The organism is Pseudomonas sp. RA_15y_Pfl2_54 (genome assembly GCF_963971015.1).
Lineage (GTDB): Bacteria > Pseudomonadota > Gammaproteobacteria > Pseudomonadales > Pseudomonadaceae > Aquipseudomonas > Aquipseudomonas baetica_A.
Genome location: NZ_CAXAPN010000039.1, coordinates 42,871 through 69,393 on the forward strand (window position 1 = coordinate 42,871; position 26,523 = coordinate 69,393).

General features: G+C 60.2%; 17 protein-coding genes. 5 read left to right on the top strand and 12 right to left on the bottom strand.

The features are described 5' to 3' along the window. Positions 1-11: 11 nt before the first annotated feature. The gene (locus AACY50_RS24615) at positions 12-413 is read right to left on the bottom strand and encodes a MerR family transcriptional regulator (RefSeq protein ID WP_339431991.1); all 402 of its coding nucleotides are present in this window, start codon (positions 411-413) and stop codon (positions 12-14) included. A gap of 73 nt (positions 414-486) precedes the next feature. Then, entirely contained in the window at positions 487-1,416 is a 930-nt protein-coding gene (locus AACY50_RS24620) for a LysR family transcriptional regulator (RefSeq protein WP_339431992.1), read from the bottom strand. Between the two features lie 172 nt (positions 1,417-1,588). On the opposite strand from AACY50_RS24620, the gene AACY50_RS24625 reads away from it, so the two are divergent. Next, positions 1,589-2,818 (top strand): acyl-CoA dehydrogenase, encoded by a 1,230-nt coding sequence (locus tag AACY50_RS24625; RefSeq protein WP_221730422.1) that lies wholly within the window; start codon positions 1,589-1,591, stop codon positions 2,816-2,818. Between the two features lie 68 nt (positions 2,819-2,886). Here the strand turns inward: AACY50_RS24625 and AACY50_RS24630 are convergent, their stop codons facing one another. Then, on the bottom strand, positions 2,887-4,221 hold the full coding sequence (locus AACY50_RS24630; RefSeq protein WP_339539279.1) for a phosphate ABC transporter substrate-binding/OmpA family protein: 1,335 nt from the start codon (positions 4,219-4,221) through the stop codon (positions 2,887-2,889). A gap of 187 nt (positions 4,222-4,408) precedes the next feature. After that, positions 4,409-5,227: an exodeoxyribonuclease III gene (xthA, locus tag AACY50_RS24635; RefSeq protein WP_339539280.1), complete on the bottom strand. Its 819-nt coding sequence runs from the start codon at positions 5,225-5,227 to the stop codon at positions 4,409-4,411. Between the two features lie 241 nt (positions 5,228-5,468). On the opposite strand from xthA, the gene AACY50_RS24640 reads away from it, so the two are divergent. The 3 genes from AACY50_RS24640 to AACY50_RS24650 all read left to right on the top strand — a co-directional run bounded on the left by AACY50_RS24640 (position 5,469) and on the right by AACY50_RS24650 (position 11,584). After that, positions 5,469-6,119 (top strand): GNAT family N-acetyltransferase, encoded by a 651-nt coding sequence (locus AACY50_RS24640; protein WP_221730419.1) that lies wholly within the window; start codon positions 5,469-5,471, stop codon positions 6,117-6,119. Between the two features lie 66 nt (positions 6,120-6,185). Then, positions 6,186-7,913 (top strand): autotransporter assembly complex protein TamA, encoded by a 1,728-nt coding sequence (locus AACY50_RS24645; RefSeq protein WP_339539281.1) that lies wholly within the window; start codon positions 6,186-6,188, stop codon positions 7,911-7,913. After that, on the top strand, positions 7,910-11,584 hold the full coding sequence (locus AACY50_RS24650) for a translocation/assembly module TamB domain-containing protein (RefSeq protein ID WP_339539282.1): 3,675 nt from the start codon (positions 7,910-7,912) through the stop codon (positions 11,582-11,584). The genes AACY50_RS24645 and AACY50_RS24650 overlap by 4 nt, the downstream gene beginning before the upstream one ends. A gap of 191 nt (positions 11,585-11,775) precedes the next feature. Here AACY50_RS24650 and AACY50_RS24655 read toward each other — a convergent pair whose 3' ends face one another. From AACY50_RS24655 to AACY50_RS24690, 8 genes are all read right to left on the bottom strand, one after another. Beyond that, positions 11,776-14,274 carry a fimbria/pilus outer membrane usher protein gene (locus AACY50_RS24655; protein ID WP_339539283.1) on the bottom strand — a complete coding sequence of 833 codons (2,499 nt, stop codon included), beginning with the start codon at positions 14,272-14,274 and terminating at the stop codon, positions 11,776-11,778. An 84-nt stretch (positions 14,275-14,358) separates the two neighbouring features. Then, a complete protein-coding gene (locus AACY50_RS24660) occupies positions 14,359-15,108 on the bottom strand; it encodes a fimbria/pilus periplasmic chaperone (RefSeq protein WP_108225634.1) in 750 nt (249 codons plus the stop codon). A 72-nt stretch (positions 15,109-15,180) separates the two neighbouring features. Continuing rightward, the gene (locus AACY50_RS24665) at positions 15,181-15,774 is read right to left on the bottom strand and encodes a fimbrial protein (protein ID WP_095189889.1); all 594 of its coding nucleotides are present in this window, start codon (positions 15,772-15,774) and stop codon (positions 15,181-15,183) included. A 110-nt stretch (positions 15,775-15,884) separates the two neighbouring features. Beyond that, the gene (locus AACY50_RS24670) at positions 15,885-16,532 is read right to left on the bottom strand and encodes a response regulator (protein WP_339539284.1); all 648 of its coding nucleotides are present in this window, start codon (positions 16,530-16,532) and stop codon (positions 15,885-15,887) included. 22 nt (positions 16,533-16,554) lie between these two features. Continuing rightward, on the bottom strand, positions 16,555-19,722 hold the full coding sequence (locus AACY50_RS24675) for a hybrid sensor histidine kinase/response regulator (protein ID WP_339539285.1): 3,168 nt from the start codon (positions 19,720-19,722) through the stop codon (positions 16,555-16,557). An 86-nt stretch (positions 19,723-19,808) separates the two neighbouring features. Then, positions 19,809-20,996 carry an EAL domain-containing response regulator gene (locus AACY50_RS24680; protein ID WP_339539286.1) on the bottom strand — a complete coding sequence of 396 codons (1,188 nt, stop codon included), beginning with the start codon at positions 20,994-20,996 and terminating at the stop codon, positions 19,809-19,811. Beyond that, positions 20,983-23,784, bottom strand: a complete 2,802-nt coding sequence (locus AACY50_RS24685; RefSeq protein ID WP_339539287.1) for an ATP-binding protein — start codon at positions 23,782-23,784, stop codon at positions 20,983-20,985. The genes AACY50_RS24680 and AACY50_RS24685 overlap by 14 nt, the downstream gene beginning before the upstream one ends. 54 nt (positions 23,785-23,838) lie before the next feature. Then, on the bottom strand, positions 23,839-24,810 hold the full coding sequence (locus AACY50_RS24690; RefSeq protein WP_339539288.1) for a fimbrial protein: 972 nt from the start codon (positions 24,808-24,810) through the stop codon (positions 23,839-23,841). A gap of 179 nt (positions 24,811-24,989) precedes the next feature. Between AACY50_RS24690 and AACY50_RS24695 the strand changes: the two genes are divergently transcribed. Next, positions 24,990-26,309 (top strand): hypothetical protein, encoded by a 1,320-nt coding sequence (locus AACY50_RS24695; RefSeq protein ID WP_339539289.1) that lies wholly within the window; start codon positions 24,990-24,992, stop codon positions 26,307-26,309. Positions 26,310-26,523 lie beyond the last annotated feature (214 nt).

Below are 26,523 nucleotides of genomic sequence, written 5' to 3' on the forward strand. Positions count from 1 at the left end.
GTTGTGTTCAATTACTGCGCTATCTGCTGGCTCTTGAGTGTCAGCTCCAGTGCCTGTACGCAGCGTTCTTCGGCGGTATCGAGTTCCAGCTTCATCTGTTCGATGTCGAGCAACTGCTGCTCTAGCTGTTCGCGGCGTTCGCTGATTTTCGCCAACATGCTGTTGAGCTGTTTGGTGTTACCGCTGGACGGGTCGTAGAGCTCGATCAATTCGCGACATTCGGCCAGCGAGAAACCGATGCGCTTGCCGCGCAGGATCAGCTTCAGGCTGACTTTGTCGCGTGGCGAATAGATGCGTTCCTGGCCTCGGCGCTCGGGGCTGAGCAGGCCTTGCTCTTCATAAAAGCGGATCGCCCGTGTGGTGATGTCCAGTTCACGGGCGAGGTCGGAAATGCTGTAGGTCTGGCTGCTCATGAAAGCGCTCGGAAATAGGGGCTTGGCGCTAAGCTAATGGCTGCTTTACGTTTACGTCAAGCGACGCAATGCCTTACACCTTATCCAGTTTTTTCTCATGCGCCGTCACCTGCTGGCACAACTCGATCATCTGTTCGCGCATCCAGCGGTTGGCCGGGTCCTGATCGGTGCTTTCATGCCAATACAGGTGAGTCTCCACCGGCGGCACATCGTTGACCGGCAAATTAAACGCATGCAGTTCATGCCGACGGGCAAAACGCTCCGGCACGGTCATGACCATGTCGGTCTGCTGCATCACTTGGGATGCCATCAGGTAGTGCTGGGAGCGCAGGGCGATCTTGCGCTGAATGCCCATTTTGCCCAGGGCCAGATCGACATAACCCAAGCCGCTGCGACGGCTGGAAATGTGGATATGCGTCAGCGACAGATAGTCATCGAGGCTGAGTTTTTCCTTGCCAGCCATCGGGTGCCCCTTGCGCATCGCGCAGACGTAGCGGTCTTCCATCAGCTTGACGTGGCGCACCTGCGGGTCGGTGTTGAGTGGCGCATCGACGGCAAAATCCAGTCGCCCGGCCGCCAGTTCCTTGGTGGTTTCCCGGCGTTTGGACAGAAAACTTTCGATGATCACTGTCGGGGCCAGTCGGCGCAAACGCTGGAACAGCGGCGGCAGAATCACCGCTTCAGTGAGGTCGGTCATGCTGATGCGATAGGTCTTGGCCGCTTGCGCCGGGTTGAAAATACGGCTTTCCTGAACCGACACTCGCAACAGCGACAGCGCGTTGCGCACCGGGCCGATGATGTTCTGCGCCATCGGCGTCGGCACCATGCCCTGGGCCGTACGCACGAAGAGCGGGTCGTTGAAGGTCTCGCGCAACCGCGCCAATGCGTTGGACACCGCTGGCTGAGTGATGCCGACAATCTGCCCGGCGCGGGTCAGGTTGGCTTCGGTGTAGATCGCGTCAAAGACGATGAAAAGGTTGAGGTCGACCTTGCTCAGATTCATAACGCGGCTTCTCTTGTTTTTAAGGGCAGGTGTTTTAGGGGCTGACGATCACTGGATCATATATCGGTGATGAATGTTTATACACGCCGAGAATAGGCTAGGTAAATTATCAACGCTGTTCTAGCATCGATTGCATGACCTGAACAACCTCTCGAAAAAGAAGGTACTGCCCATGGATTTCGCTTATTCGCCCAAGGTGCAAGAACTGCGTGAGCGCGTGACCGCGTTCATGGACACTTACGTTTACCCGGCCGAAGCCGTGTTTGAACGCCAGGTTGCCGAAGGCGACCGCTGGCAGCCGACCGCGATCATGGAAGAGCTCAAAGCCAAGGCCAAGTCTGAAGGACTGTGGAACCTGTTTCTGCCCGAGTCGGAACTCGGCGCCGGCCTGACCAACCTCGAATACGCACCGCTGGCGGAAATCATGGGCCGCTCCTTGCTGGGGCCAGAGCCGTTCAACTGCTCGGCGCCGGACACCGGCAACATGGAAGTGCTGGTGCGCTACGCCAACGAAGAACAGAAACAGCGCTGGCTCGAACCGCTGCTGCGCGGCGAGATCCGCTCGGCGTTCGCCATGACCGAGCCGGACGTTGCCTCGTCCGACGCCACCAACATGGCCGCCCGCGCTGTGCGTGATGGTGACGAGTGGGTGATCAACGGCAAGAAATGGTGGACCTCCGGCGCCTGCGACCCGCGTTGCAAAATCCTGATCTTCATGGGCCTGAGCAACCCTGATGCGCCGCGCCACGCCCAGCACTCGATGATCCTCGTGCCGGTCGATACCCCCGGAGTGAAAATCGTCCGTCCGCTGCCGGTGTTTGGCTACGACGATGCACCGCACGGTCACGCCGAAGTGTTGTTCGACAACGTGCGCGTGCCGTACGAAAACGTCCTGCTCGGTGAGGGACGCGGCTTCGAAATTGCTCAGGGCCGACTTGGCCCCGGCCGGATTCACCACTGCATGCGGTCGATCGGCATGGCTGAACGGGCGCTGGAGTTGATGTGCAAACGCTCGGTGAACCGCACGGCATTTGGCAAACCGCTGGCACGCCTGGGCGGTAACATCGACAAAATCGCCGACTCGCGAATGGAAATCGACATGGCCCGTTTGCTGACGTTGAAAGCGGCGTACATGATGGACACCGTGGGTAACAAAGTCGCCAAGAGCGAGATCGCGCAGATCAAAGTCGTCGCGCCGAACGTGGCATTGCGCGTGATTGACCGAGCGATTCAGATCCACGGCGGGGCCGGGGTGTCGAACGATTTCCCGCTGGCCTACATGTATGCCATGCAACGCACCCTGCGGCTGGCCGATGGCCCGGACGAAGTGCACCGTGCGGCGATCGGCAAGTTCGAGATCGGCAAATATGTGCCGAAGGAAATGCTGCGCAGCGAGCGCTGATCCCGCGCCGCGTTATCGTTCTTCGCGAGCTTGCTCGCGAAGACGTCAATGCAGGTGCCAATGAGCACTCAATACACCCAAACCTCCACTCGCCGATTCTTGATCCGGCCTTCATCGGCACTGTTGGTCGCCACCGGCATCAGCGCCCCAAAGCCACGAACCTCACGCAATACCACGCCGTTCTTGACCAATTCGCGCCGCACCGCCATCGCCCGCAATTTGGACAGCAGATCCGCGCGCGCCGGGTCATCCTTGGCATCACCAAACCCCACCAGTGTTACCGCGCGATCGGTCTTGTCGTGACCCTTTATATAGTCGAGCACCCGTGCCAGATCTTGCCGCGCCTTGTTATCCAGGCTGGCGCTACCTTCTTCAAAACGGAAGTTCACGGTCAGACGTTGGGCGTGGCGGCTCAGGGATTGATAGCCCTCGGGCATCAGCGAGTTGGGAGTGACGCTCATCGCCCGCACGGTCTGACTGATAAAGCCGTTGGCGGCGACAATCGTCTGGCCCTGAGGGCTTTGCGCAAATGCCACCAACGCTCTCGCCCACAGGTTTTTGCTGTCTGGCGGCAGATAGAAGAACAGCCGTCGGGACAGCGGATAGTCTTCGGTGGCAATCAGATTGTTAAGCGCCAGCATCGATTGCGAAGCGCCATCAGCGATTGCCACGGCTTTTGCCTGACGCACATAAGGCAGGCCAATGAAGCCAATGCCTTGCGGGTCACTGCTCACGGCGTCGGATAACTGCTCGCTGGATTCGAACCTTTTCGCCTCAATGCTCAGATTTTTCCCACGAGGGCTGAGGACCAGTTCCTTAAACGTGTCGTACGTGCCGGACTGATCATCCCGCGCATATAAATGAATCCGGCCGTCACGACCGCCGAGGTTTTTCCAGGTTTTCACCTCGCCGCTGAAGATGCGCGCCAGTTGCTCGGTGTCCAGTTGCTGCAGCGGGTTGTCGGGGTGAAGGATGATCGCCACACCATCGATGGCAATGACTTGCTCGGCAGCGGGATTTTTCAGGTCGCCCAGCGATTGCAGGCTGAGCAACTCGCTGTCCTTGATCTCGCGGGAGGAGGCCGCCAGATCGGCGCTGGCGTTCTTCAACGCGGCGAAACCGGTACTGGAACCGTGGGCGGCGACTTCCACCACGACGCGTTTACCTTGGGCGGTCAGGCCGACGATGCGTTGTTCGTTGGCGGTATCCGGGGGCTCGCGGTGGATTTTCAGCAGGCCTTGTTCCTGCAAGAGACCTTCGGCCAGCGCCGGGCCGAGTTCAGCGCCGATGGTGTTGGAGCCTTGAATGCGCAACGCCGGGCCGTTTTCGGGTATCGGCAGGGCAGCGGCAGAGACCGTCAGCCCTGCACTCAATAGAAAAACGAACAGAACACGCAGGATCATGCCGGCACCGAATCAAGCCAAGGGGATTGCCGGGGAGATTAAGTCAGTCGCATGACCAAAAGATTACAGCGCCTCAGCCTGGGTGCGGGCGTGCTCGCGGATGGCGGCGTATCAGCTGGATTGTCGTCAACGGATACACCGAATTCGCGAGCATGCCCGCACACAGGGGAATGTGTGATGTCCGGGATCAGCTCAATTCAAGCCAGATTGGCGCATGATCCGACGGTTTTTCCATGCCGCGCAATTCATAGTCCACGCCCGCCGCTTTCACCCGTGGCAGCAGGCCGTTGGAGGCCAGGATCACGTCAATGCGCAGGCCACGCTTGGGTTCGTCTTCAAAACCACGGCTGCGGTAGTCGAACCAGCTGAACATGTCGGTCACGTCCGGGTTCAGGTGGCGATAGCTGTCGGTCAGGCCCCAGTTTTTCAGGCGTGCCATCCATTCGCGTTCTTCCGGCAGGAAGCTGCATTTGCCGGTTTTCAGCCAGCGCTTCATGTTGTCCGGGCCGATGCCGATGTCGCAATCTTCTGGGGAAATGTTCACATCGCCCATCACCACCAGCGGCTGTTCGTTGTGGAACTGGCTTTCCAGCAGTGCTTGCAGATCGCTGTAAAAACGCTGCTTGGCCGGGAATTTGGTGGGATGGTCGCGGCTTTCACCCTGAGGGAAGTAGCCGTTCATGATCGTCACCGGCACGCCGTTGGCGTCGGCGTCGGCGAAGGTGCCCCAGATGAAACGGCGCTGAGCGTCTTCTTCATCGGTGGCGAAACCTTTATGGATGGCAATCGGTTCCTGGCGCGAGAGCAGGGCGACGCCGTAATGGCCTTTCTGGCCATGGTAAGAGACGTGGTAGCCCAGGGCGCGCACGTCTTCCAATGGAAACTGGTCGTCGTGGACTTTGGTTTCCTGCAGGCCGATCACGTCCGGCTGATGTTTTTCGATCAGCGCTGCCAGCTGATGCGGACGGGCGCGCAGTCCGTTGATGTTGAAGGAAACAATCTTCATGGTCGGCAGTCCTGGCAAAAGGGCGATGCTAGCTGACATGTGGGATGGGGGCCAGTGTGGGGTGGGAGAAATCATTCTGGTCTGTGGGATGTGTGTTGCCTGGGCGTGCTCGCGAAGAGGCCCGCCCAGTCGATGAAGATCCCGAGTTGGTCTATACCTGAGGGGAACTGCGCCAACACCAAAAGGTTCGTACCAACAAGAGCGCAGCCATTTGAGCTGCGCCCCGGGGAGAATCACCGTCATGCCTGAAACCCAGACCGCCATCGCCGACATCCACATGCTCGACCGCGGTTATTCGCGCGAAGCCCGATCACTGCTGTATCAGGCCTATCGCCACGAGCCGACCTTCGGCTACCTGTTCGAAGCCGAGCGTCCCGGCTATGAGCAGCGGGTGCGCGCGACGGTGAGGGAACTGGTCAAGCAACACTTCCTGCAGGATCTGCCGGCCATTGGCCTGTTGGTCAACGACCGCTTGATCGGCATCGCCCTGATCGCGCCGCCGCAACGTCGCTTGGGCATCACCGACAGTTGGGCGTGGCGCCTGCGCATGGTGCTCAGCACCGGTTTGCGTTGCACTCGGCGCTATCTGGAATATCACGATGCCGTGTCCGCGTGCGTGCCCGGCGATTCGGTGCACATGCTGCCGCTGCTGGGGGTTCATCCGCAGTTCCAGGGCAAACACTTCGGCGAACAATTGCTGACGGCTGTGCACAACTGGTGCGCGGTGGACGAAACCTCCCAAGGCGTGGTGCTCGACACCGGCAATCCGCGTTACCTGGACTTCTATAAACGTCAGGGTTATCAGGAAATTGGCGAAGTTGCCGTCGGTCCGGTGCGCGAACATGTTTTTTTCCACGCCAATCCGCAGCTGTTACAAACTGCAACAGCATAACAATCGAACTTCTTGGGAAATTTCCTGTTCTATCACGCTCCCAAGCCCGTGATAGCATCCGCGCCTATGAAGTTTCCAGGAAGATTTACCAGTGGCGTGCTCGTGCTGTTAACCAGCTGCGCGGCGCTGGCGCAAAGTGAATTGGACGTGCGGATCAAACCGTCCAACGACGAACTCAAAGCCAATATCGAAGGGTATATCGGCGGCTTGGGCGACCGTGACGAAGAAGCCTTGCAGCGCTTCAGTCGCGGCGCCGAAGAGCAGGCGCGCAAGGCCGCTCAGGCATTGGGTTATTACCAGCCGCAGATTGAAAGTGACGTCAAGGGCGGGGCCAAACCGCGCCTGGTGCTGAACATCGATCCCGGTGAGCCGATTCGCCTGCGTAACGTTACCATCCGTGTCGACGGCCCGGCGGCCGCTCTCAAATCCTTTCGTGTACCGAACAGCGACGTGCTCAAGTCCGGCGCGGTGCTCAACCATGGTCGCTACGAAGACGCCAAACGGCTGATCCAGAATCAGGCCTCGCGCTTCGGTTTTTTCAGCGGCCACTTCACCCGTCAAAGACTCTTGGTGGATCCCCGCGCCGGGATTGCCGACGTCGAATTGATCTACGAAAGCGGCCCGCGTTATGCGCTGGGCACCGTCAGTTTCGAGGGCGACACGCCGTTCGACGAAGACCTGCTGCAACGCATGGTGCCGTTCAAGGAAGGTGAACCGTACGATTCCGAGTTGATCGCCGAATTGAACCGCAATCTGCAATCAAGTGGCTATTTCGAAGGCGTGCGCGTCGATGCCGCCCCGACTGCTGCGAAAAACGACGTGATCCCGGTGGACGTCAAACTCGACACCCGCAAGCCGCGCACAATGGGCCTGGGCCTCGGTTACTCCACCGACGTCGGGCCGCGAATCAAGGCCAACTGGACGCGCCACTGGGTCAATCCGCAGGGCGACAGCTATGGCTGGGAAGCCGAACTCTCGGCGCCGCGGCAAAACGTCGGGCTGTTCTATGACATTCCACTCGACCCGCCGCTGACCGACAAACTGCGTTGGGCCGGCGGTTATCAGTTTGAAGACATTGATGGCTCCGACACGTCGAGCAAGCTGTTGACCTTCGGCCCGGAATGGCACAGCAAGTTGCCCAGCGGCTGGCAACGGGTGATCTCGCTGAAATGGCAGCGCGAAGAATACGAACTCGGTGATGACTCCGGCCTGAGTACCCTGCTGATGCCTGGCATCAGCTATTCGTACCTCAAAAGCGACAACCGCATCGACCCGCACAACGGTTATCGCCTGGCCTTTGAAAGCAAAGTGGCGAAAGAGGGCGTCGGCTCCGACAACAATCTTCTGTATGGCACCGCGTTGGTCAAAGGCTTGACCACGGTGTTCGACAAGCATCGCTTCCTTGGTCGCGTGCAGGTCGGCGGCAGCGCCACCAATGGCTATAACTCGGTGCCGCCGTCGCTGCGTTTCTTTGCCGGTGGTGATCAAAGTGTGCGCGGTTACGACTACCAGAGCCTGTCGCCGGAAAACTCCAAGGGTGACCGCATCGGTGGCCGCTACATGGTCGCCGGCAGCGTCGAGTATCAATATTCGGTCGCCGAAAAATGGCGCGTCGCGACGTTCGTCGATCAGGGCAACTCTTTCAACAAACTCGAACTGCCGAACCTCAAGACCGGGGTTGGCATCGGTGTGCGCTGGGTTTCACCGGTGGGGCCGATCCGCCTCGACCTGGCCCACGCGCTGGACGACGATGGCGGCTTCCGGCTGCACTTTTCCATGGGGCCTGAGCTGTGAAGCGTGGTTTGAAAATAACGGCGCTGGCCCTGTTGGCGCTGGTGATGTTGATTGTTTTGAGCATCGCTGCGGTGTTGGGTACGCAGGCTGGCAGCCGTTGGGCGCTGAGTCGGGTGCCGGGCTTGAGCGTGGAAAATTTCCAGGGTCGCCTCGGCGGACAATGGAGCGCCGACCATCTGGTGTGGCAGCAGGACAGCAGTCGTGTCGAGCTGGACAAACCGATCTTCGCCTGGTCACCGCTGTGCCTGACCCGCATGACGTTGTGCATCGAACAGCTCAAGGCTGATCAGGTCATCCTTCAATTCCCGCCGAGCGAAGAGACCACCGAAAGCGGCCCGATCAAACTGCCGGATCTGCAATTGCCGGTGGCTATCGAGTTGGGCGACGTCGAGGTTGGCAGTTTGCTGTTCAACGGCAGCGAGCAACTCAAAGGCCTGAAACTGGCAGCGCACTGGACGGCCAAGGGCCTGCAGATCGACAGCGTGAAATTGCAGCGCGACGACCTCAGCCTGAACCTGTCGGGCCTGTTGCAGCCGACCGCCGACTGGCCGCTGAACATCGCCGGTGATCTGACTTTACCTTCGCCGAGTAGCGATCCCTGGACACTGGCGTTGAAAGTCGACGGCGATTTGCTCAAGACCCTCAACCTGCACGCCGACAGCCGTGGCTACCTCGATGGCCAGTTGAGTGGTGAGCTGCAACCGCTGGCAGATAATCTGCCGGCCACAGTGCGCATCACCAGCGAGGCGTTCAAACCGAGCGCCGACCTGCCAGACACCCTGCAACTCAATCAACTGCTGCTGACCGGTGAAGGCAACCTGAAAGACGGTTACCAGTTGCTCGGTCACGCGACGCTGCCTGCCGAACAAGGCCCGGTGGCACTGTTACTCAAAGGCAAGGTCGACGCCAACGGCGCGCAAATCGCCGGCCTGGACCTGAGCGCCAATGACAAGCAAAGCCTCAAGCTGACCGGCAGTGTTGACTGGAGCAAAGGCATCACCGCTCAGGCCAACATCAATTGGCAGGACTTTCCGTGGCATCGGCTTTATCCGGTGATCGACGAGCCAGAAGTCGCTTTGCGCACCTTCAATGGCGAAGTCTCCTACACCGACGGTCAATACATCGGTAATTTCGCCGCCGCGCTGGATGGCCCGGCGGGGGCGTTCAGCCTGAGCAGTCCGTTCAGCGGCAGCCTGAAACAGATCGCCCTCCCGCAACTGAAGATGGAAGCGGGGCAGGGCAAGGCCGAAGGTCATGTCAACGTGCAGTTCGCCGATGGCATTGCCTGGGACACCGCGCTAGACCTGTCGGCGTTGAACCCGGCGTACTGGGTCGCGGAACTGCCGGGCACCTTGGCAGGGCCGCTGAACAGCAAAGGTGAATTGAAGAACGAACGCCTGAGCCTGACCGCCGACCTCGATCTCAAAGGCAAACTGCGTGGCCAACCGGCCGTGCTGCAAGCCAAGGCTGACGGTGCTGGCGAACAGTGGACCCTCGATGCCCTGCACATCCGTCTCGGCGACAACAGCATCAACGGCAAGGGCAGCCTGCAAGAGAAACTCACCGGGCAGATCGACATCAAGCTGACGCGCTTGGCCCAGCTCTGGCCGCAACTGCGCGGGCAGGTCAACGGTCAGGTCAACGTCGCCGGCACCTTGAAAGCGCCGCAAGGCAAACTCGGCCTGCAAGGTTCGCAACTGGCCTTCCAGGACAATCGCCTGCAAAGCCTCAACCTCGACGCCACCCTCGACAGCGCGCAACGGGCGAAAATCGGTCTGAAAGGCGCCGGCATTCAGGCCGGCGACACTTCATTGGGCACGCTGACCGCCAGCGCTCAAGGCGACATCAAGAACCAGAAACTCGACCTCGACCTGATCGGGCCGAAGCTGAAACTGGCCCTCGGTCTGGACGGCAATCTGGATAAAGGCAACTGGCGCGGACGCTTGGCCAGCGGCGACATTCAGGCCGGCGGCCAGGACTGGAAACTGCAAAGCCCGGCCAAACTGGAACGTCTGGCTGACGGTAAAATCAACTTTGGCGCGCATTGCTGGATGTCCGGCGACGCCAGCCTGTGCGGTGAAGATCAGCGGCTGATGCCGGAGCCGAAACTGCGCTACCACCTCAAGCAATTCCCGATTGAAAGCCTCGCGCAATGGTTGCCGAAAGACTTTGCCTGGAAGGGTAAGCTCAACGCCGATCTGCAACTGGATCTGCCGGCCAGCGGCCCGAATGGTGTGGTCAGCATTGACGCCAGCGGCGGCACCCTGCGCATGAAGGAAAAGGATCAGTGGCTGGACTTCCCGTACCAGACCCTGAAGCTCAGCAGCAAACTCACGCCGAAACGCGTCGACACCGAACTGAATTTCGTCGGCGGCAAACTCGGCGAACTGATGGTGCAGGCGCAGCTCAACCCGTTGCCGAAAAACAAACCGCTGAGCGGCTCGTTCCGTCTCAGTGGACTTGATCTGTCGGTGGCGCGGCCGTTTGTGCCGATGGTCGAGAAACTCACCGGGCGCCTCAACGGCAGCGGCACGATTTCCGGCGGATTGCTCGCGCCGCTGGTCAACGGCACCGTACAGCTCAGTGACGGCGAAGTGTCCGGTGCCGAGTTGCCGATGGAGCTGCAAAATCTGCAACTTACCGCCCTGATTGCCGGCGAGTCGGTACGCCTCGACGGCGGCTGGAAAAGCGGCAAAAGCGGGCAGGGCAGCCTCAACGGCAACGTCGCCTGGGGGCAGGCGCTGGTGGTCGATCTGGCGTTGAAAGGCACGCAATTGCCGGTCACCTTCGAGCCGTACGCCAAGCTCGAAGTGGCGCCGGACTTGAAGATTTCCATGGCCGGCGACGAGCTGAAAATCGCCGGCAAAGTGCAGGTGTCCAGAGGCGAAATCACCGTGCGAGAGCTGCCGCCATCCACGGTGAAAGTCTCCGATGACACGATCATCGTCGGTGCGCAGACCGAAGAGGGCAAACCGCCGCTGGCCATGAAAATGGACATCGACGTGGTGGTCGGTGAAGACAAACTGGCCTTCGCCGGTTTCGGTCTGACCGCCAACGTGCAAGGTCATGTGCACATCGGCGACAACATGGACACCCGTGGCGAGCTGTGGCTCAACGACGGCCGCTACAGTGCCTACGGCCAGCGCCTGCAAGTGCGCCGTGCGCGTCTGTTGTTCGCCGGCCCCCTCGATCAGCCGTATCTGGACATCGAAGCGATTCGCCAGACCGACGACGTGATAGCCGGTATTCGCCTGAGCGGCAGCGCCGAGCAGCCGACCACGCAGATCTTCTCGGAACCGGCGATGAGTCAGGAACAGGCGTTGTCCTATCTGGTCCTCGGCCGTCCGCTGAGCACCAACGGCGAAGACAACAACATGCTTGCGCAAGCGGCGTTGGGGCTGGGCTTGATGGGCAGCTCCGGGGTAACCAGCGGCCTGGCCAAGGATCTGGGCATTCAGGACTTCCAGCTCGACACGGCAGGCAGCGGCGATGCCACCAGTGTGGTGGCCAGCGGCAATATTACCGAGAAGCTCAGTTTGCGTTATGGCGTTGGCGTGTTTGAACCGGCCAGCACCATTGCGCTGCGCTATAAGCTGAGCAAGAAGGTTTATGTCGAAGCGGCCAGTGGCGTGGCCAGTTCGCTGGATATTTTCTACAAGCGCGATTTCTAAAGCGCGCTTTCTCCTGAACCGAGTCGCTCCAATCTCGAGCAGGCTCACTTCTACATTTGGAATGCGTTCCCCTGTAGGCCTTCGCCTGCTCGCGATGGCGTTTTTTCAGTCGATATCAATGGTGCGGCTGATGGCCTTATCGCGAGCAGGCTCACTCCTACACTGATCTGTGGTGGGCAAGGATTTTGTGTTTACAGCAAATTAGCTGTGGGCAGGCGACATACCAGTGAAGCTCGTTCGTAGTTCAATGCCTTGTCCCGCTCGGGCAGTGCATACGACGCCTCGCAGCGCTGGCCTTGCCAGTTGATGGTCAGCGTGCCGGTGTCGCTTTCCACCAGTGCCAGTGCCTTGCCGCTCGGGTCGGAGATCGCCAGTTGCTTACCGGTGGCATCTTCCAGCGACGCACCAAACGGGATTGGCTGGTTCTGCGCATCGAACAAAGCAAATTGCACGCGGCGACCGGTCTTGCTCGCATAGCGCGCCAGCACCACCGCACCGCGGCGCGGCACCACTTGCCGGGTCGCATTGTCGATCTCGATATCGCCGCCCAGATCGCGGGTATCGAGGTTGATCCAGTTGACCCGATAGGGCTGCGCATTGGGCACCACGGCGAAGCCGTTACGCCCGGTTTTCGCTCCGGAGAAACTGCCGATTTTCACCCCGGAAACGCCTTCGACCTGCGCCAACGCAAACGTCTCACCCACGGTTTGGCCCAGGTTGATCCCGCCGCCGTGACCGACGATCGAGCCGGCCAGATTGAGATTCTGCGAGTTGTAGCCGCGTCCCTGACTGTAACCGGCGCTGATGTCCATCACCGAGGTGCGGGTGCTGAGGTTGGCCGAACCGCTGCTGCCTCCGGTGCTGCTGTTGCCGCCTTGCACCGAGTAATAAGTGTCGCTGTCTTCCGTCAGATAACCGTTGATCCCGACCTGAGTGCTGTCGGTGGCTTTCTGGGTGCTGGCGGAAACAAACGCTCGCGGCGCACGGGGTTTGGAACCCAGCGGGAATGACAGCGACAGGTTGACCAGAGTGTCATTGTTCGCCGGCCCATAGTTGCCGACGTCCTTGGTGTAAGTCGCGCCGAGGTTGTAGCTGACATCGCCCCAATAGTTGCTGTAACCCGCCGACAGGCTTTGCGATCCGCCGCGCCCCCAATAACGCTGGTCACTGGCGTTGAGGTAAACGCTGCCATATTGCTGGTTAGTCCCCAGGCTCTGGTTGACGGTCAGGTCGGTACGGGTTTTCGAGTTGCCCGTGCGTTTTTCGCCCTCGTGGCTCAGTTCCTCGACGTGGTCGCTGAGGGTGCGATAGCCCTCGGTCGAATAGCGATAGGCGGCGAGGGTGAAGCTGGTGTCGGTGCCGGTAAAGGTCTTGGCGTACAGCGCCCGCAAGCTGTTGCCCTTGACCACTTGGCCAAAGGTGCGGCTGGCGGAATGGGTCACGTCCAGTGACACGGCACCGATCGGCGTATTGCGCCCGGCGCCCACGGACAACGCCTGGAAATTCTCGGTCGCCTGCACGCCGACGATGCCGGACAAGTTGCTGCTGATGCCATAGGCCAGTGTGCTGCTGACGAACTGCGGCGATTGCAGATCATCGCTGTTGCTGTTGTAACGGCCGGCCGAGACACTGTATTTCAACTGCCCCTGGCGGACCATGATCGGCAGGCTGGAAAACGCCTGCACCGTCACCCGGCGCTGGCCGTCGGCCTCGATAATCGTGATTTCGAGATCGCCGTTGGAACCGCTGGGATAGATATCGCTGATCTCGAACGGGCCCGGTGGCACGTTGGCGCTGTAGAGCATGTAGTTGTTCTGACGAATTTCCACCGTGGCGCTGGACTGGGCAATCCCGCGAATGACCGGCGCATAGCCGCGCTCGCTGTCGGCGCGCATGCCGTCATCGGAGGCCAGTTTCAAGCCGCGATAGCGCACGCTGTCGAACAGGTCTGCGTCGGAGAAAATATCCCCGGCACTGAACTGGCCCTTCAGCGCGGTCAGGTCATGTTGCAGATAGCTGCGGTTGCTCTTGAACGTGCTCGGCTGACCGGTGCTGCTGTTGAAGTTCGACTCGTTGCGCAGGCGCCAGCCACCCAGGTTGATGCCGTTGCGCAGGCCGATGTTATTGGAAATCGTATTGGCCGTTTGCGTGCTGTTACGGCTGCTGCTCAGTTGATAGTTGATGAATGCAGCTGGGACGCCTTCGTCCCACAGCGCCGGGTCAACGTAACCCCGTCGACCGCGTTCCATGGCACTTTGCGGCACGCTGACCAACAGGCGCAGGCGCGGCACGTCGTAACGCACGCTGGCATGCTCGATCAGAGCGGGCAGGTCGAGGCACGCGTTCGGGTCGTCAGCGTTGAGTTTGCCGCTAGCTTGCAACTTGGCGATGTCGACGCCTAACTGCTGGACCATTTCCAGGGTCAGGCAGGCCTGGATCTTGCCGCTGCCGGGGTGGCGTCGGAAGTCGATGTCGCGACGACCGACCAGCGTGTCGTTGCTGTAGAGGTCAACCCGGTAGTTGCCGGGCAGCACGCTGTTGCTGGCGAGCAGCGATTGCACATCGACAGTCGACGCGGCACCTTGCAGAAACGACGTGTTGAACTGTTCATCGCCGTCAGCCTGGCACGCGGAGCTGATCGCCGAGGCGATCAACAACGATGCCAAACCGTCGCGTTTGAGTAAAAACATGCAGGAACCCTATATCACCTCCGATACGAACTAACGGAGCGAAGAGAAATACAGTGAAAGTGTGCGATCAGAGCGATTCGCGAGTTATGGCGTTTCTTTCTTTGGGCTGGCGCGAGTGTCTGCGCTATTGGAAAGTTGTGCGGTAAAACGATCTTGAGCGCCGTAGTCATTAATGCTGCTGAACAACAAACTTGTCGCATTAGTCGAGTGAAGTTGTTTAAGCGCGAACTCTTTGTGTTCGCCAGGCGCGATCATCATCGAATCAAACGGATGCTCGCTGAGTGCGCCGGATTGCAGGGTGATATCGGCAATCGACACGTGATACAGACCGGGATTGTTCACCACCAGCACGCTTTTGCCGGCGCGCTCGGCCAGGCGCCAGGTCAATTCGCTCGGCGCCAGATAGGCGTTGTTTTTCAGGCCGGCCGGGCGGAAGAACACCTTGATGCGCTGGCGCACGGCAAGTTGCAGGGTGTTCTGGGTCTTCGCGTTCTGGGGGATTTCCTGCACGTTGAGCCAGACCACCGATTCGCGGTCGCTCGGCATGCCGGTGCCTTCGTAGATGACCCGCAGTATTTGCTGTTCGTCGCCGCTGACGCGCACCAACGGCGGCGTAACCGCAAACGGCACGGAAGCGGATTCGCTGGCGTCGGTGTCGATCCACGACTGGACCAGGACATCCGCACCGCTGTTACGCACGGTGATGCCGGCTTCCTTGTGCTGGCCGTCGAAGACCAGACGGGTGCTGCTCAAGGAAATGCCGGCCGTGGCCTGATTGACCACGAACAGGCCCAGCAGGCCTGCGCAAAAGGACAATGAGTGACGATAAAACATGATGGTTACCGCGCAAGTGATTGAAAGCGCGGGGCCGCGTGGCCCCGCACTGGGCTCGAGTATTCGCGCGGGTTATTCGTATTGCAGGGTGAACGGCAGGGTGGCGTCGCCGCGACCGGCAACAGCCAGTTTCGGGTCAACCGTGGTGACATAGGCGGCCGAAAATTTCAGCGTGGTATTGCTGTCCTGCAGCGTGTTTTCGATCTTCGCGGTGGCTGGAGAGCTCAAGTCGATCACGGCGCCATTGGCGTCGAGCAAGGCAATACCGATGCCTTTTGCAGCCCCCAGGCCGCTGATCAGTCGCAGCACTTTAGTGCCAGGTTCGATGCCCGAACCGGCGCCTTTGGTCGGTTCGAAGAGCATCGCAACCTTGGTGCCGGCGTTGCAGTTGATCTTCATGTCGAAGTTTTCGACGCTCAAGGTGCCGTTGCCTTTAGGTGCGGTGGCGGTGCCCATGTCCTTGATCGACACTTCACCCATGGCGACCGAAATGGTTTTGTCCTTGCCGGCGCTTTCAACCGAACAGGCGTCGTTGTTGATGGTGCCGGTGAAGTTGATGGTGCCGCTGCCCGCCTTGGTTGGTGTAACCGGTGGGTCGGCTGCCAGGACATTGCCGGCCGCAGCGAAGATCGAAAGGGCGAGAAGTGTTCGGGACAACTTTTTCATGTTGCTTTTTCCATTGGTGGGGTTAAAGCAACACAATAAAACTCGTTTTACCGATGGAACATCAGACGATTCCTAGATGTGCGGAAGTTGCCGAAAAGTGTACGGTTTTATCAACTGAACAAGTTGCGTTCTATGCAGTAAGTCAATAATTCCTGATCGCTGCTGACTTCAAGTTTGCGCATCGCCGAGATTTTCTGCGTGCTGATGGTTTTAGCACTTCTGTTCAAGTGACGGGCAATGTCGTTGACGCCTTGGCCCTGAACGAACAAACGCAGGATTTCATGTTCCTTGGCCGACAGCCGGGAAAAGCGTTCATCCAGATCGGCGCCGTCGTTCACTACGGATGTCGGCGCGGGTGCCTGCCAGCGCACCGGGTTGCCTTTGGCGATGGCTTTGAGTGCGGTCTCGATTTCGTCGTGCAGCTGGTTTTTCTGAATGACTGCCAATACACCCAGTTCCTGCAGGCGCGTCAGGATCAACGGATTGGAAATCATGGTGAGTACCAGCACTCGAACCTTGGGAAAGTGCCGCGTCACGTACTCCACCAGTTTCAGGCCGTCACCGTAGGTCGAATCGGCAGGCATGTTGAAGTCGGTGATCAACAGATCTACAGGCTTGGTCTCCAGCAGCTTGATCAGCTCATCGGAGCCAACGGCTTCGCCCACCACGCGAAAGCGTTGGTCACGCTCGACCAGTTCCCTTACCCCCAGCAGCACGATGGGATGATCATCGGCAATGACAACGTTGAAGGTTTCCATGAGTGATTTATCCAGAGTGAAGTTATTCGAGGGAGTCGAGCAGATCTTGCAGCCGCGTCAGATTTTGTCGCACCGCCACGGCCAGAGCGGGCGTCACCGCCATGCCGGTCAAGCGACATTCCAGCTCGACAAACGCGCTGGCCAGGACGTTGATCTGCACCGCCCCCAGCGCCCCCGCCATGCTGTGCAGTTGCTGCGCCACGCTGTTGGCGTCGGCCGCATCCAGTGCTGCCAGGGTGGTCTGAATATCCTGGCGCAGGGTGGTGACAAACAACTCGCGCATTTTTGCCGATAGCGGCGGCGGAGCATCTATAACGGGGGCCACAGCGATTTTGCAATGTTGCTCAAGTTGCATGCGCAGGGTAGCGAGGTTCAGCGGCTTGACCATCCACGCGTTCATGCCGACGGCGGCGCAGCGTTCGCCTTCTTCGCGCAGGGCGTTGGCGGTGACACCGATGATCGGCAGCGTTGCGTCCTGTTGGCGCACCGCTTCGGCCAGCCGGTAGCCGTTCATGACCGGCATGTTGACGTCGGTCAGCAGCAGATCGAAGCGGCCGGGCGCCCACTGCGCCAATGCCTGTTCGCCATTTGCGGCGACGATCACCGCGCAGCCCAGTGCTTCCAGTTGTTCCTTGATGATTGCCGCGTTGATCACGTTGTCTTCGGCCACCAGCACCTGCAGATTCAGTGGGCGGGTCTTTGCCTGCAATGCGGCTGGGCGCTGCGCATTGGCGCCGTGTTGTGCCAGATAAATCGCCCAGGCAATTGCGCGCACATCGCCGGCGTCGACCGCCCAGTCTGCACCGCTTGGCTGCGCCGGATTGGGGCCGCCCGCAATGGCGACGATCCGTGGCCCGCTCCAGTGCGGAGCGTTGTCGAGAGGCGTGAGGTCCACCAGCAGCGCCGAGGATGTTGGCATCTCGGTCGTCACCAAGCGGCAATCCAGACCAAAACGGTTGAGCCAGGCGATGAGGTGCAGCGCCAGTTCGTTAACGGGTGCACGAACATAAACGGCGGGGCTTCCGGCCTCGAACGCGGGGCAGTCGGCCAATGCGCCCGGCACGTTCTCCAGCGCGAGTTGCAGGGTAAAGCTGCTGCCCAACCCCGGTTCGCTGACCACGTTCAACTGACCGTGCATCAACTCGCACAGCCATTTGCAAATGGCCAGGCCTAGACCCGCACCGGCCTGACTGTCGGCGTCGTTGACCTGATAGAACGGGTCGAACAATTGCTGTTGCTGCGCCTGGGAAATCCCCACACCCGAGTCGCTGACCTGCCATTGCACTTCGGCGCTGCCAGCGGCGTTTTGCAACACTCGCACGCGCAGCACCACGCGACCGTTGTCGGTGAACTTGATCGCGTTGCTCAGCAGGTTGTTGAGGATCTGGCGGATGCGCAACGGGTCACCGCGCAGTTGATCCGGCAAGCCCGAATCGATGCAGGCATACAGTTGCAGGCCTTTGGCGCGGGCAAATGCGCTGTAAGTACGCACGACATCTTCAGTCAGCTCCAGCGGGCAGAAGTCCTGAAGCTCAAGGGTCATTTGCCCCGCCTCGATCTTCGACACATCGAGCACATCGCTGATCAGCTTGAACAGGCTGGCGGAGGAACGCTGGATGGTGTCCAGATAATCCTGCTGGCGTGGGGCGAGCGGTGTCAGACCGAGCAATTCAAGGGTACCCAGCACGCCGTAGAGCGGGGTACGAATTTCATGGCTCATGGTCGCGAGGAAGCGGCTCTTGGCCTGGTTGGCCGAGTCGGCTGCCTGCCGTGCTTCTTCCAGGGCGGCCGCGTCTTCGATATGCCGGGTCACGTCATGCAACGCACACAACCAGGCATCCTGGCCTTGATAGCGCGTCGAGACGAAAGCCAAATGCAGATGACGCCCGTCGATCTCGAGATCAGCATGGCCTGACTCGCTGTGTGACTTGAGCAGGCTCATCAAACGGCTGCTGTCGTGCCATTGCTGCGCGCGCTGGTTTTCCAGGAGCACGTGGTGATCGCTGCGGCGAATCACACAGAGGCCGGTCGGTGCGGTGTCGATCACCGCACGGCTGAACGCCTCGCTTTCGGCAATGCTCGCGTGCGCACTTTGCGCGGGGATGATCACCCGCGCGGTGTACCAGCGATTGATGGCCCTACCGCAGCCGAGCAGCGCCAGCACCACGGCCACCAGGCACAGCAATGGCCACAGCGCATAGCTGAGGAAACTGCGCAGGCTGATGACGTAGATCGCGGTCCAGTGCTGTGCGCCGGGGCTGCTGAGCTTGAACACCAGACCGTCGCGGCTGAAATTGATCCCCTCATCCAGTACCTGGTCGGACCTCTGTGCGCCGGTCAAGACCACGCCGGCCGGGGTGATCAAGGTGAAATCATCGTAAATCGACCACTCCATCAATCGCTCGATGTTGTTGACTTGCGACAGCTTCAGCAGCGTGCCGAGCACTACCCAGGAGTCAGCGCCCTCGATGGCCAGCGTAGGCTGGAGCAGATTGATCCTGACGTAGGCCAGCAGTGTCGGTGTTGCCTCGCTGTCTTGAGTGGGCGGGTAGGGTGCCCAATGCACTTGATGATCGGCCGCTGATGAAGGCTGTTCGCGTGTGTGCTGGTTCACCTGGCTCATCACTTGGGCAAACGCGCCGATCTGCATTGGGCCGGCACCGCGCAAGCGCCCGGCGGAGGGCACGGCCACGTCGAAATTGTCGGGGCCATTGAGCAGGATCACTTGCGGCGACTGATAGTGCGACGCCGCCCAGAACGCGCTGTAGTAGGCGGCCAGATAACTGCCCAGCGCGAAAACCTTGGGGTATTGGTCGGCGGCGATTCTGTTCGGATCGATCTTTACACTGAACGGCAGTGAAAACGGCAAGCCGCGACCTTCATAGATATTCGGGCCTTCATCGGGCAGCAGCTTTTGCGAATAGGTGGGCAACACCACCAAAGGGAAATATCGACCCTTGGCACTGGCTTGCGAGATATCGCGCAGAAACACTTCCTGCTCGTGGATGTTCTCCATCAACCGGGCGAAGTGAAACTGCAGGGTATCGCGCTGCTCCTCGAGCATGCGCTGCACGCCCACATAGCTGATGCCCAACAGCAGCAACACCAGGGCGCCGAGCAGCAGCAGACTTTTGTTCAAACGCAGCGAACTGCTGGCCAGTTTGTCCAGAAATGCATTGGTATGCGGCATTACAGCGCCTGGCCAGCGGTGATGGGACAGCCTTGGGACACAGTGACCTCGGTAGCGAGCGACGTTGAACAATAGCCACGTACCGCTCACCAGGCGTTCGCCGGCCCGTCGTGGGTCAGCAAGTGCTGGAACTGCTCGGCGGAAACGGCGTGGGAGATCAGGAAACCCTGAACCTGAGTGCAGTCGATTTTACGCAACAGAGCAAGTTCTTGTGCGGTTTCTACGCCTTCGGCCACCACGGTCAGACCCAATTGGCGACCGAGGCTGACAATGCTGGTCAGGGCTTGCGCGAGTTCGGCGTTGGCGTTGCAGCCTTGCACCAGCGCGCGGTCGATTTTCAGCTCGGTGAACGGCGCTGACACCAGGTTCATGTATGAGCTGTAGCCCTTGCCGAAATCGTCCTGCGACAGACCGAAACCCTTGATCCGCAAGCGGCAGGCACCAGCGTAGAAATTGCTGATGTCATCGGGCACCGAGCACTCCATCAACTCGAAACAGATCCGCGCGGGCAGGCCTTGATGGGCGAGTACGAAGGCGAGAATGCGGTCGGGCAAGTCGTGGCTGTTGAGCAGGTGCGTGGGCAGGTTGACCGAAACCGGAATGTCATAGCCCTGATCGCGCCAGATGGCTTGGGCGGCGATCGCTTGTTTCAGCACGCACCAGAGCAATGGCTCTTCGAGACCGAACGCAATCAACGCCGGCAAAAATACCCCGGGCAACAGCGTGCCATGCTCAGGATGATTCCAGCGTACCAGCGCTTCGGCGGCGACGATCCGGCCATTGTTCAAAGCCTTCTTCGGTTGAAACCAGGCTTGCAGTTCACCGTTGTCGAGGGCGTTGCAGATACTCTGGCGATCGATGCCGGGATGGGTCGCCGCCGGGACGCTCTGGCGCAGCGCCTGCAATTGATCGATCAGGCAGCGCAGGGCGGCCGCATTCACCGGTTTCGAAATCAGTCCGATGACTTTCACTTGCAGGTTGCTCGCGACCAGACTGGCGCCCATCAACATGCGTCGCGAGGCGGCGCTCATGATCGCCAGTGCCGGGCGCGAACGCTGCGCGGCGAGGCCCTGAATAAACTGCACGCCGTCCATGCCCGGCATCAGCAAATCGGTGAGCACCAGATCGAAGTCGCGGTGTTTCAGGCAATCCAGTGCTTCTTCGCCGTCCTTGGCGCACGCCAGATCGAAGTCACCCAACTCGCTGAACAGGTTCTGCAAGTACAGGTGCTGGAAGGGGTGATCTTCGACAATCAGAATGCTACAGGGCTTCATGGACGACTCGTTCGTAGGGAGCCAGGACAGCGAACAAGGCTCGTAGCGTAAAAGGTTTGACCAGGCAGTGATTCATCCCAGCGGCCAGGCACAGCGCATCTTCACCGCGCAGGGCGTTGGCGGTGGCGCCGATGATCGGAGTGCTGCAACCGAGGCGCCGCAGGGCTTTGGCCAGTTCGTAGCCATTGAGGCGAGGCATGTTGACGTCGGTCAGGACGATGTCGAACGCAGCGTCGCGCCAGTGTGACAAGGCCTCTTCGCCATCGCTGGCCAGCGCCACTGTGCAGCCCAGTTCTTCGAGCTGATCGCGCAGGATCAGTTGATTGATGACGTTGTCTTCGGCCACCAGAATGTGCAGGTGCAACGGGCGCATCGCGTGGGCTTCAGTGTCTTGCGGGCGGTGAACGATCTGGCCGCTCTGGGCCTGGCGAACGGCGCGTTGGATTGCCAGCAGATCATTCAGATTGACCTGCCAACCGTCGCCGGTACGTTGCGGTTCGTGCGCGCCATCGCCGCTGGCCAATACGCGCGGCCCACGCCATTGCAGATTCGGGCGCTGTCCGAAGGCTGCGGGATACAGTTCCAGCAGCACCGCCGTCGCATCCGGCTCGATGCCATCCGGTGCGCCGATATGCGCGCGTGCGCCCCAACGCCGCAGCCAGCCGCTGATGCTGTCGGCCAGTTCGCGGATTGGTGAGACCACATAAACGATGTCCGCTGCCAATGGCGGCAAAGCGGCGGTTGGTGCGTCGCAGGAACGTTGCTCCAGCGGCACGCTCAGGGAAAAACTGCTGCCCAGACCCGGCTCGCTGACCATGCGCAGGGTGCCATTCATCAAGTGGGTCAGGCGCAGGCAAATGGGCAGACCGAGGCCCGTGCCGGCGACCACGTTGGTGTTACCGGAGGTCTGGTAGAACGGCTCGAAAATGAACGCCTGATCGTCATGGGCGATGCCTTTGCCGGTGTCGGAAACCTGCCATTGCAGGCACACGCGTTCGCCTTCGCGAGCGATCAGTCTGACCCGCAACACCACGCGCCCGGAATCGGTGAACTTGACGGCGTTGCTGAGCAGGTTGTTGAGGATTTGTCGCACCCGGCTGACATCGCCGATCAAGCGCTCAGGCAGTTGCGGGTCCAGGCAGGCATAGAGTTGCAGGCCTTTGCTTTGCGCGGCAGCGGCGTAACCCTGCACCACCTCGTGCACCAGATCGAGGATGGAAAATTCGCTCAGCTCCAGCGCCAGTTGTCCGGCTTCGATCTTCGACACATCGAGTACGTCGCAAATCAACTGCAGCAAGGTGGCCGACGAACCCTCGATCGCCCGCAGGTAACTTTTCTGCTGAGTGTCCAACTGCGTGCGCCCGAGCAGTTCCAGCGTGCCCAATACACCGTAGAGCGGGGTGCGGATTTCGTGGCTCATGGTCGCCAGAAACAAGGTTTTGGCTTCGTTGGCGGCGTCCGCCGATTGGCGTGCCTGTTCCAGCGCTGCTTCGATTTGCCGTCGTGCGCTGATATCGCTAAATGCACAGAGCAACACGTCTTCACCCTTGTAGCGGGTCGGTGCGCAGCTCAGGTACAGGTGACGACCGTCGGCGGTCTCGAAGTAATCGGTCAGGCATGGCGTGGTTTCGTCAAATGCATCACGGATCCAGCCCGCGCCCAGTTGCTCGCTGCACTGGCCCAGCCATTGCCGGGCGAGGGTGTTATCCAGCACCACTTGGCCGTCACTGCGGCGCAACACGCACAGCGCCACCGGCGCGGTCTGAATCACGTCGCGGCTGAACAGTTCGCTTTCCACCAGCGCCTGAATGCGCTGGATCGCCGGGGTGATGAAACGATGCTCCAGACGGCGAACCAACAGGCACACCAGGCTGATACTCAACACGCAGAACAGCAGTGCGCCGAGCATTTGTGGCCACAGGGCGCGCAGTACCGCCAGCAAGTCGATGGAGTAAGTCAACAGCCAGTCCGAGGATTTCAGCTGCTTGCGCAACACCAATTGCTCGGGCATCCAGCCATCGCCGACGAAGCCGAAGAAATCCTGTTGTCGCAGCAACGGTAGGTGCTGTTCTGGCGGTGGTTTGTGGCTGTTGCTGAACAGCGGTTTGCCTTGGGAGTTGAACATGGTGAACTCGCCGGCACTGTGGTCGCTCAGGGCATTGGAGACTTCACGGTCGTCCATTTCCAGACCGAGCCAGCCGGAGTGGACGTCGCGCTCATCCAGGCGGATGAAGATGTACAGCCGCGAGTGGCCGTCTGCGGCATGGGTCAGCCACAGTTCCGACAGTGTCGCCGTGAGCTTGAGCGCTTCCAACTGATCCAGCGTGGCCTGTGGCAAGCCGGCGACCAGTGGTGTCGCGTTGTATAGACGCAATACATGACCACCGTTGCTGACATACAGCAGATTGAGCTGCTTGGCTTTCAGGTAATCGCGCATGCGCTGGGTCAGCCAGATGCTCCATTGCTTGCCCGGCGTTTGCCCCAGCAGCAGACGGATTTCTTCTTCGGACACCGGCACGTTTATTTTCGCCTTGCGTGTGGCCGACAGGCTCAGGCTCTCCAGCAGCGCTTCACGGGTGGTGAAAAAGGTGTGCGCTTCGGCGATGGCACTGCTCATGTAGCTGCGTCGTTGGGAAATCTCATTATTGAAGGTAAACAGCAGGAAGCTGTAGACGCCGCCGAGAATGCCCACCAGCAGCACCAGGGCAAAAATGCGCAGCAGACGCCGCGCCGCATCGGGCGAGGACAGGAGCGGGCTGATCTGATGGAGGTAGTTCTTCAATCTCATCCCGGCACTCTAGGGAGGGCCGGGAGCGGGGAAAATCAGACGATCCTTAGAATGCTAGAGGTAGTTGACGATGAAGGTGACTTCGGTGTTGGCGCTGCCGGCCTTGAGTTCGCCCGTGGGCAGACGGTAGTACGCGGCGGTAAACGGGATCTTGAAATCGGTGCCGGTGGTGGTGAAGGCGTTGAACGGGTAGGTGGTATCGAAGGCGATAGGCTGCCCGACGTCGTTCATCAATTGCAGGCCAATGCCGCTGGCAGTGGAGGTGCTGTTGAGCGCGACGATGCCCTTGGTCGCGTCGATGACGGGCGTGGTGGCTTTGAGTGAATAGGTGACTTTCTTGATGCCGGTCTGGCACTGGTTCAAGGCGATGTCGAAGCGCACGGTGCGGGGTTTGGCGCCCGCGTCGCTAAACTCCTGGAGTTGATAGTCATCGCCCATCGCGACCGGGACGGAAGGGGTCTGGCAGGACGCCGCATTCAACACCAGCGCATTGGCCAGATTGAAGTTATTCAGAATCAGCTCGCCGGCTTTCAGGCTGGCCAGGTTGCCGGCCGGTATCGTGATCTGCGCCGCCAACGGGCCGGACTTGATGATTTCCAGGCGGATCGAGCCTGGTATCACGCCGTAGCCATTTGAGGCGACCGAAAAGAGCGAGGGCTCATAGCGATCCAGCATACCCATCCAGATACGGAACGACAGCCCGGTCTTGCCCAGGGGGAAGGTCGTTACGGTACTGGTCGGGGTGCCAAACGCGGGATTGACCGCTATTCCGTAGAACGAGCTCGCATTGCACGACCAACTGTGCGAGCTCGATTGCTGTGCGGTTTCCTGATAAACCACCGTGCCATCCGGTGTGTCGGCGGGGATGTTCAGGCCGCCATTGGCCAGGCTGGCGCCGTAACTGAGCGTTTGCGTGGAAGGGGAACTGTTGAAGCTGCAATTCGCCGCCATCGCGTCCGCCGCGCAGGCCAGCAATGTCGCCACGGCAAGAGTGAGCAGGGGGCGCTGCAGAGTTATTCGCTTCATGAAAGGGGCTATACGTGTCGGCCAAAGAGCGGCGTACGTTAAACACGCTGTATACCGATGGACATCAGGCGATTCTTAGAACACGCTCGCGCGCCTGCGCAATCGCGGCGATGTATTAGACTCACCACAGCCTGAAAACCGTGCAGGTTGTGCGGCCCCCGGTTCACCAGAGAGGTCATATGGTCCGCTTGAGTATGGTCTTGCTCGGTCACGAATTCGTCCGCAAGCGTTGGTCCGCGCTGGCGTTGACGGGCATCGTCTGGGGCGCGGCCGGAGTGGGCATCTTCATTGATGCGCTGGACGGCGTGCTGTATTTCCCGCTGCATCTCTTCGGCTATCTGTTGCTGCTCGAAGCGCTGATCCTGCTGCTGGTGCCGGCACCGCAAGCCGGGACCGCTGCGGCCCTGCGCAGAGCGCGCGGACTGGCGTTTCTGTTGCTGGGGCTGCTGATCGTCGACCGGCAACACGCCGCCGGGCTGATTCTGGCGGTGCTGTTTGGTGGGGCTTTTCTACTCGATGGCGGCTTTCGGTTGGCGGCGGCGCTGGTGGTGCGCTTTGTCGGTTGGCAAGTGTCGCTGCTGGCGGGGTTGTTCGAAATCGGCTTTGGCGTGTTTATCCTTGAGCCGTATCCGACGCTGTATAAGGGCACGGTGCCGTTTTGCATTGGCATGAGCCTTTTCCTGACCGGTTGCGCCTTGTTGCGGCAAGCCGTGCGCTTCAAAAACCAGCTGCCGCTGACGAGTCCTGCTGCAGTGAGTGCGCCGGCAAGCAGCGACGCGTTGTTGATTCACGTCTGGACCCCCAGCCGCACCGTCGACGACACCCTGGTGCGCAATCGCCTGCTCAACCGCTACATCGCGGCGGTCGATATCAACGGCGTGATCTCCGCCGGCCATGCGGCGCTGGAATGTGGCCCGGACATTTACATCAGCCATTACCCGCAGGACGACATCGATCGTTCGGCGGGAGATTTTGTGCGCTTGCTACGCGCGACGCCGAACAACGATGTCGCCGGCAGGTTTCTGCCCGACTATGCCGGCGAGGTGGCGGACTGGTGTCCGTCTTCGGTGCAGGTCAGTTTTGCCCATTACGACGCCCGGCGCCTGCATGCGTTCTGGACGGAGTATCGGCAGAACAGCACGTACAACCTCACCAGTCGCAACTGTTCCAGCGCCGTCGCCCATAGCCTTGAAGCGGCCCTTGAAGGGGCGATGAATCGGGGGCATTCGAGCATGCTGGATTTTGCCCGAGTCATCTTCAGCCCCGAGTTCTGGGTTGCCGCGCAAGTGCGCAAACGCGCCGAGGCGATGGCCTGGACGCCCGGACTGGTGCTCGATTATGCGCGGGCGTTGCATGCCGCCATCGAGCCGGCACCGCCGGGCTGGCACAGCATTTATGCGGTGAGCAAGCGGGCCTTTGGGTATGTGGCCACTGCGTTGCGGGGGCGTGAGGTGCATCCGGTGCAGCCGCCACCCGTGCATCCTTCCGACGAGTCCTGACCGACCTTACACCGAGTCGCACCCTTCGCGAGCAAGCTCGCTCCCACAGGTTTTGTGTCGTTGCCAATATTGTTTGGCTGACCCATGACCCTGTGGGAGATTCTATGGTTCATGCCTAGCCCCTAAACCGCTTTAGGTGAGTATTCGCTCTGGTTTTTCAACAGAGCAAATACCACCCGGGCAAGCTTGCGGGCTAGTGCGACCAGTGCTTGGG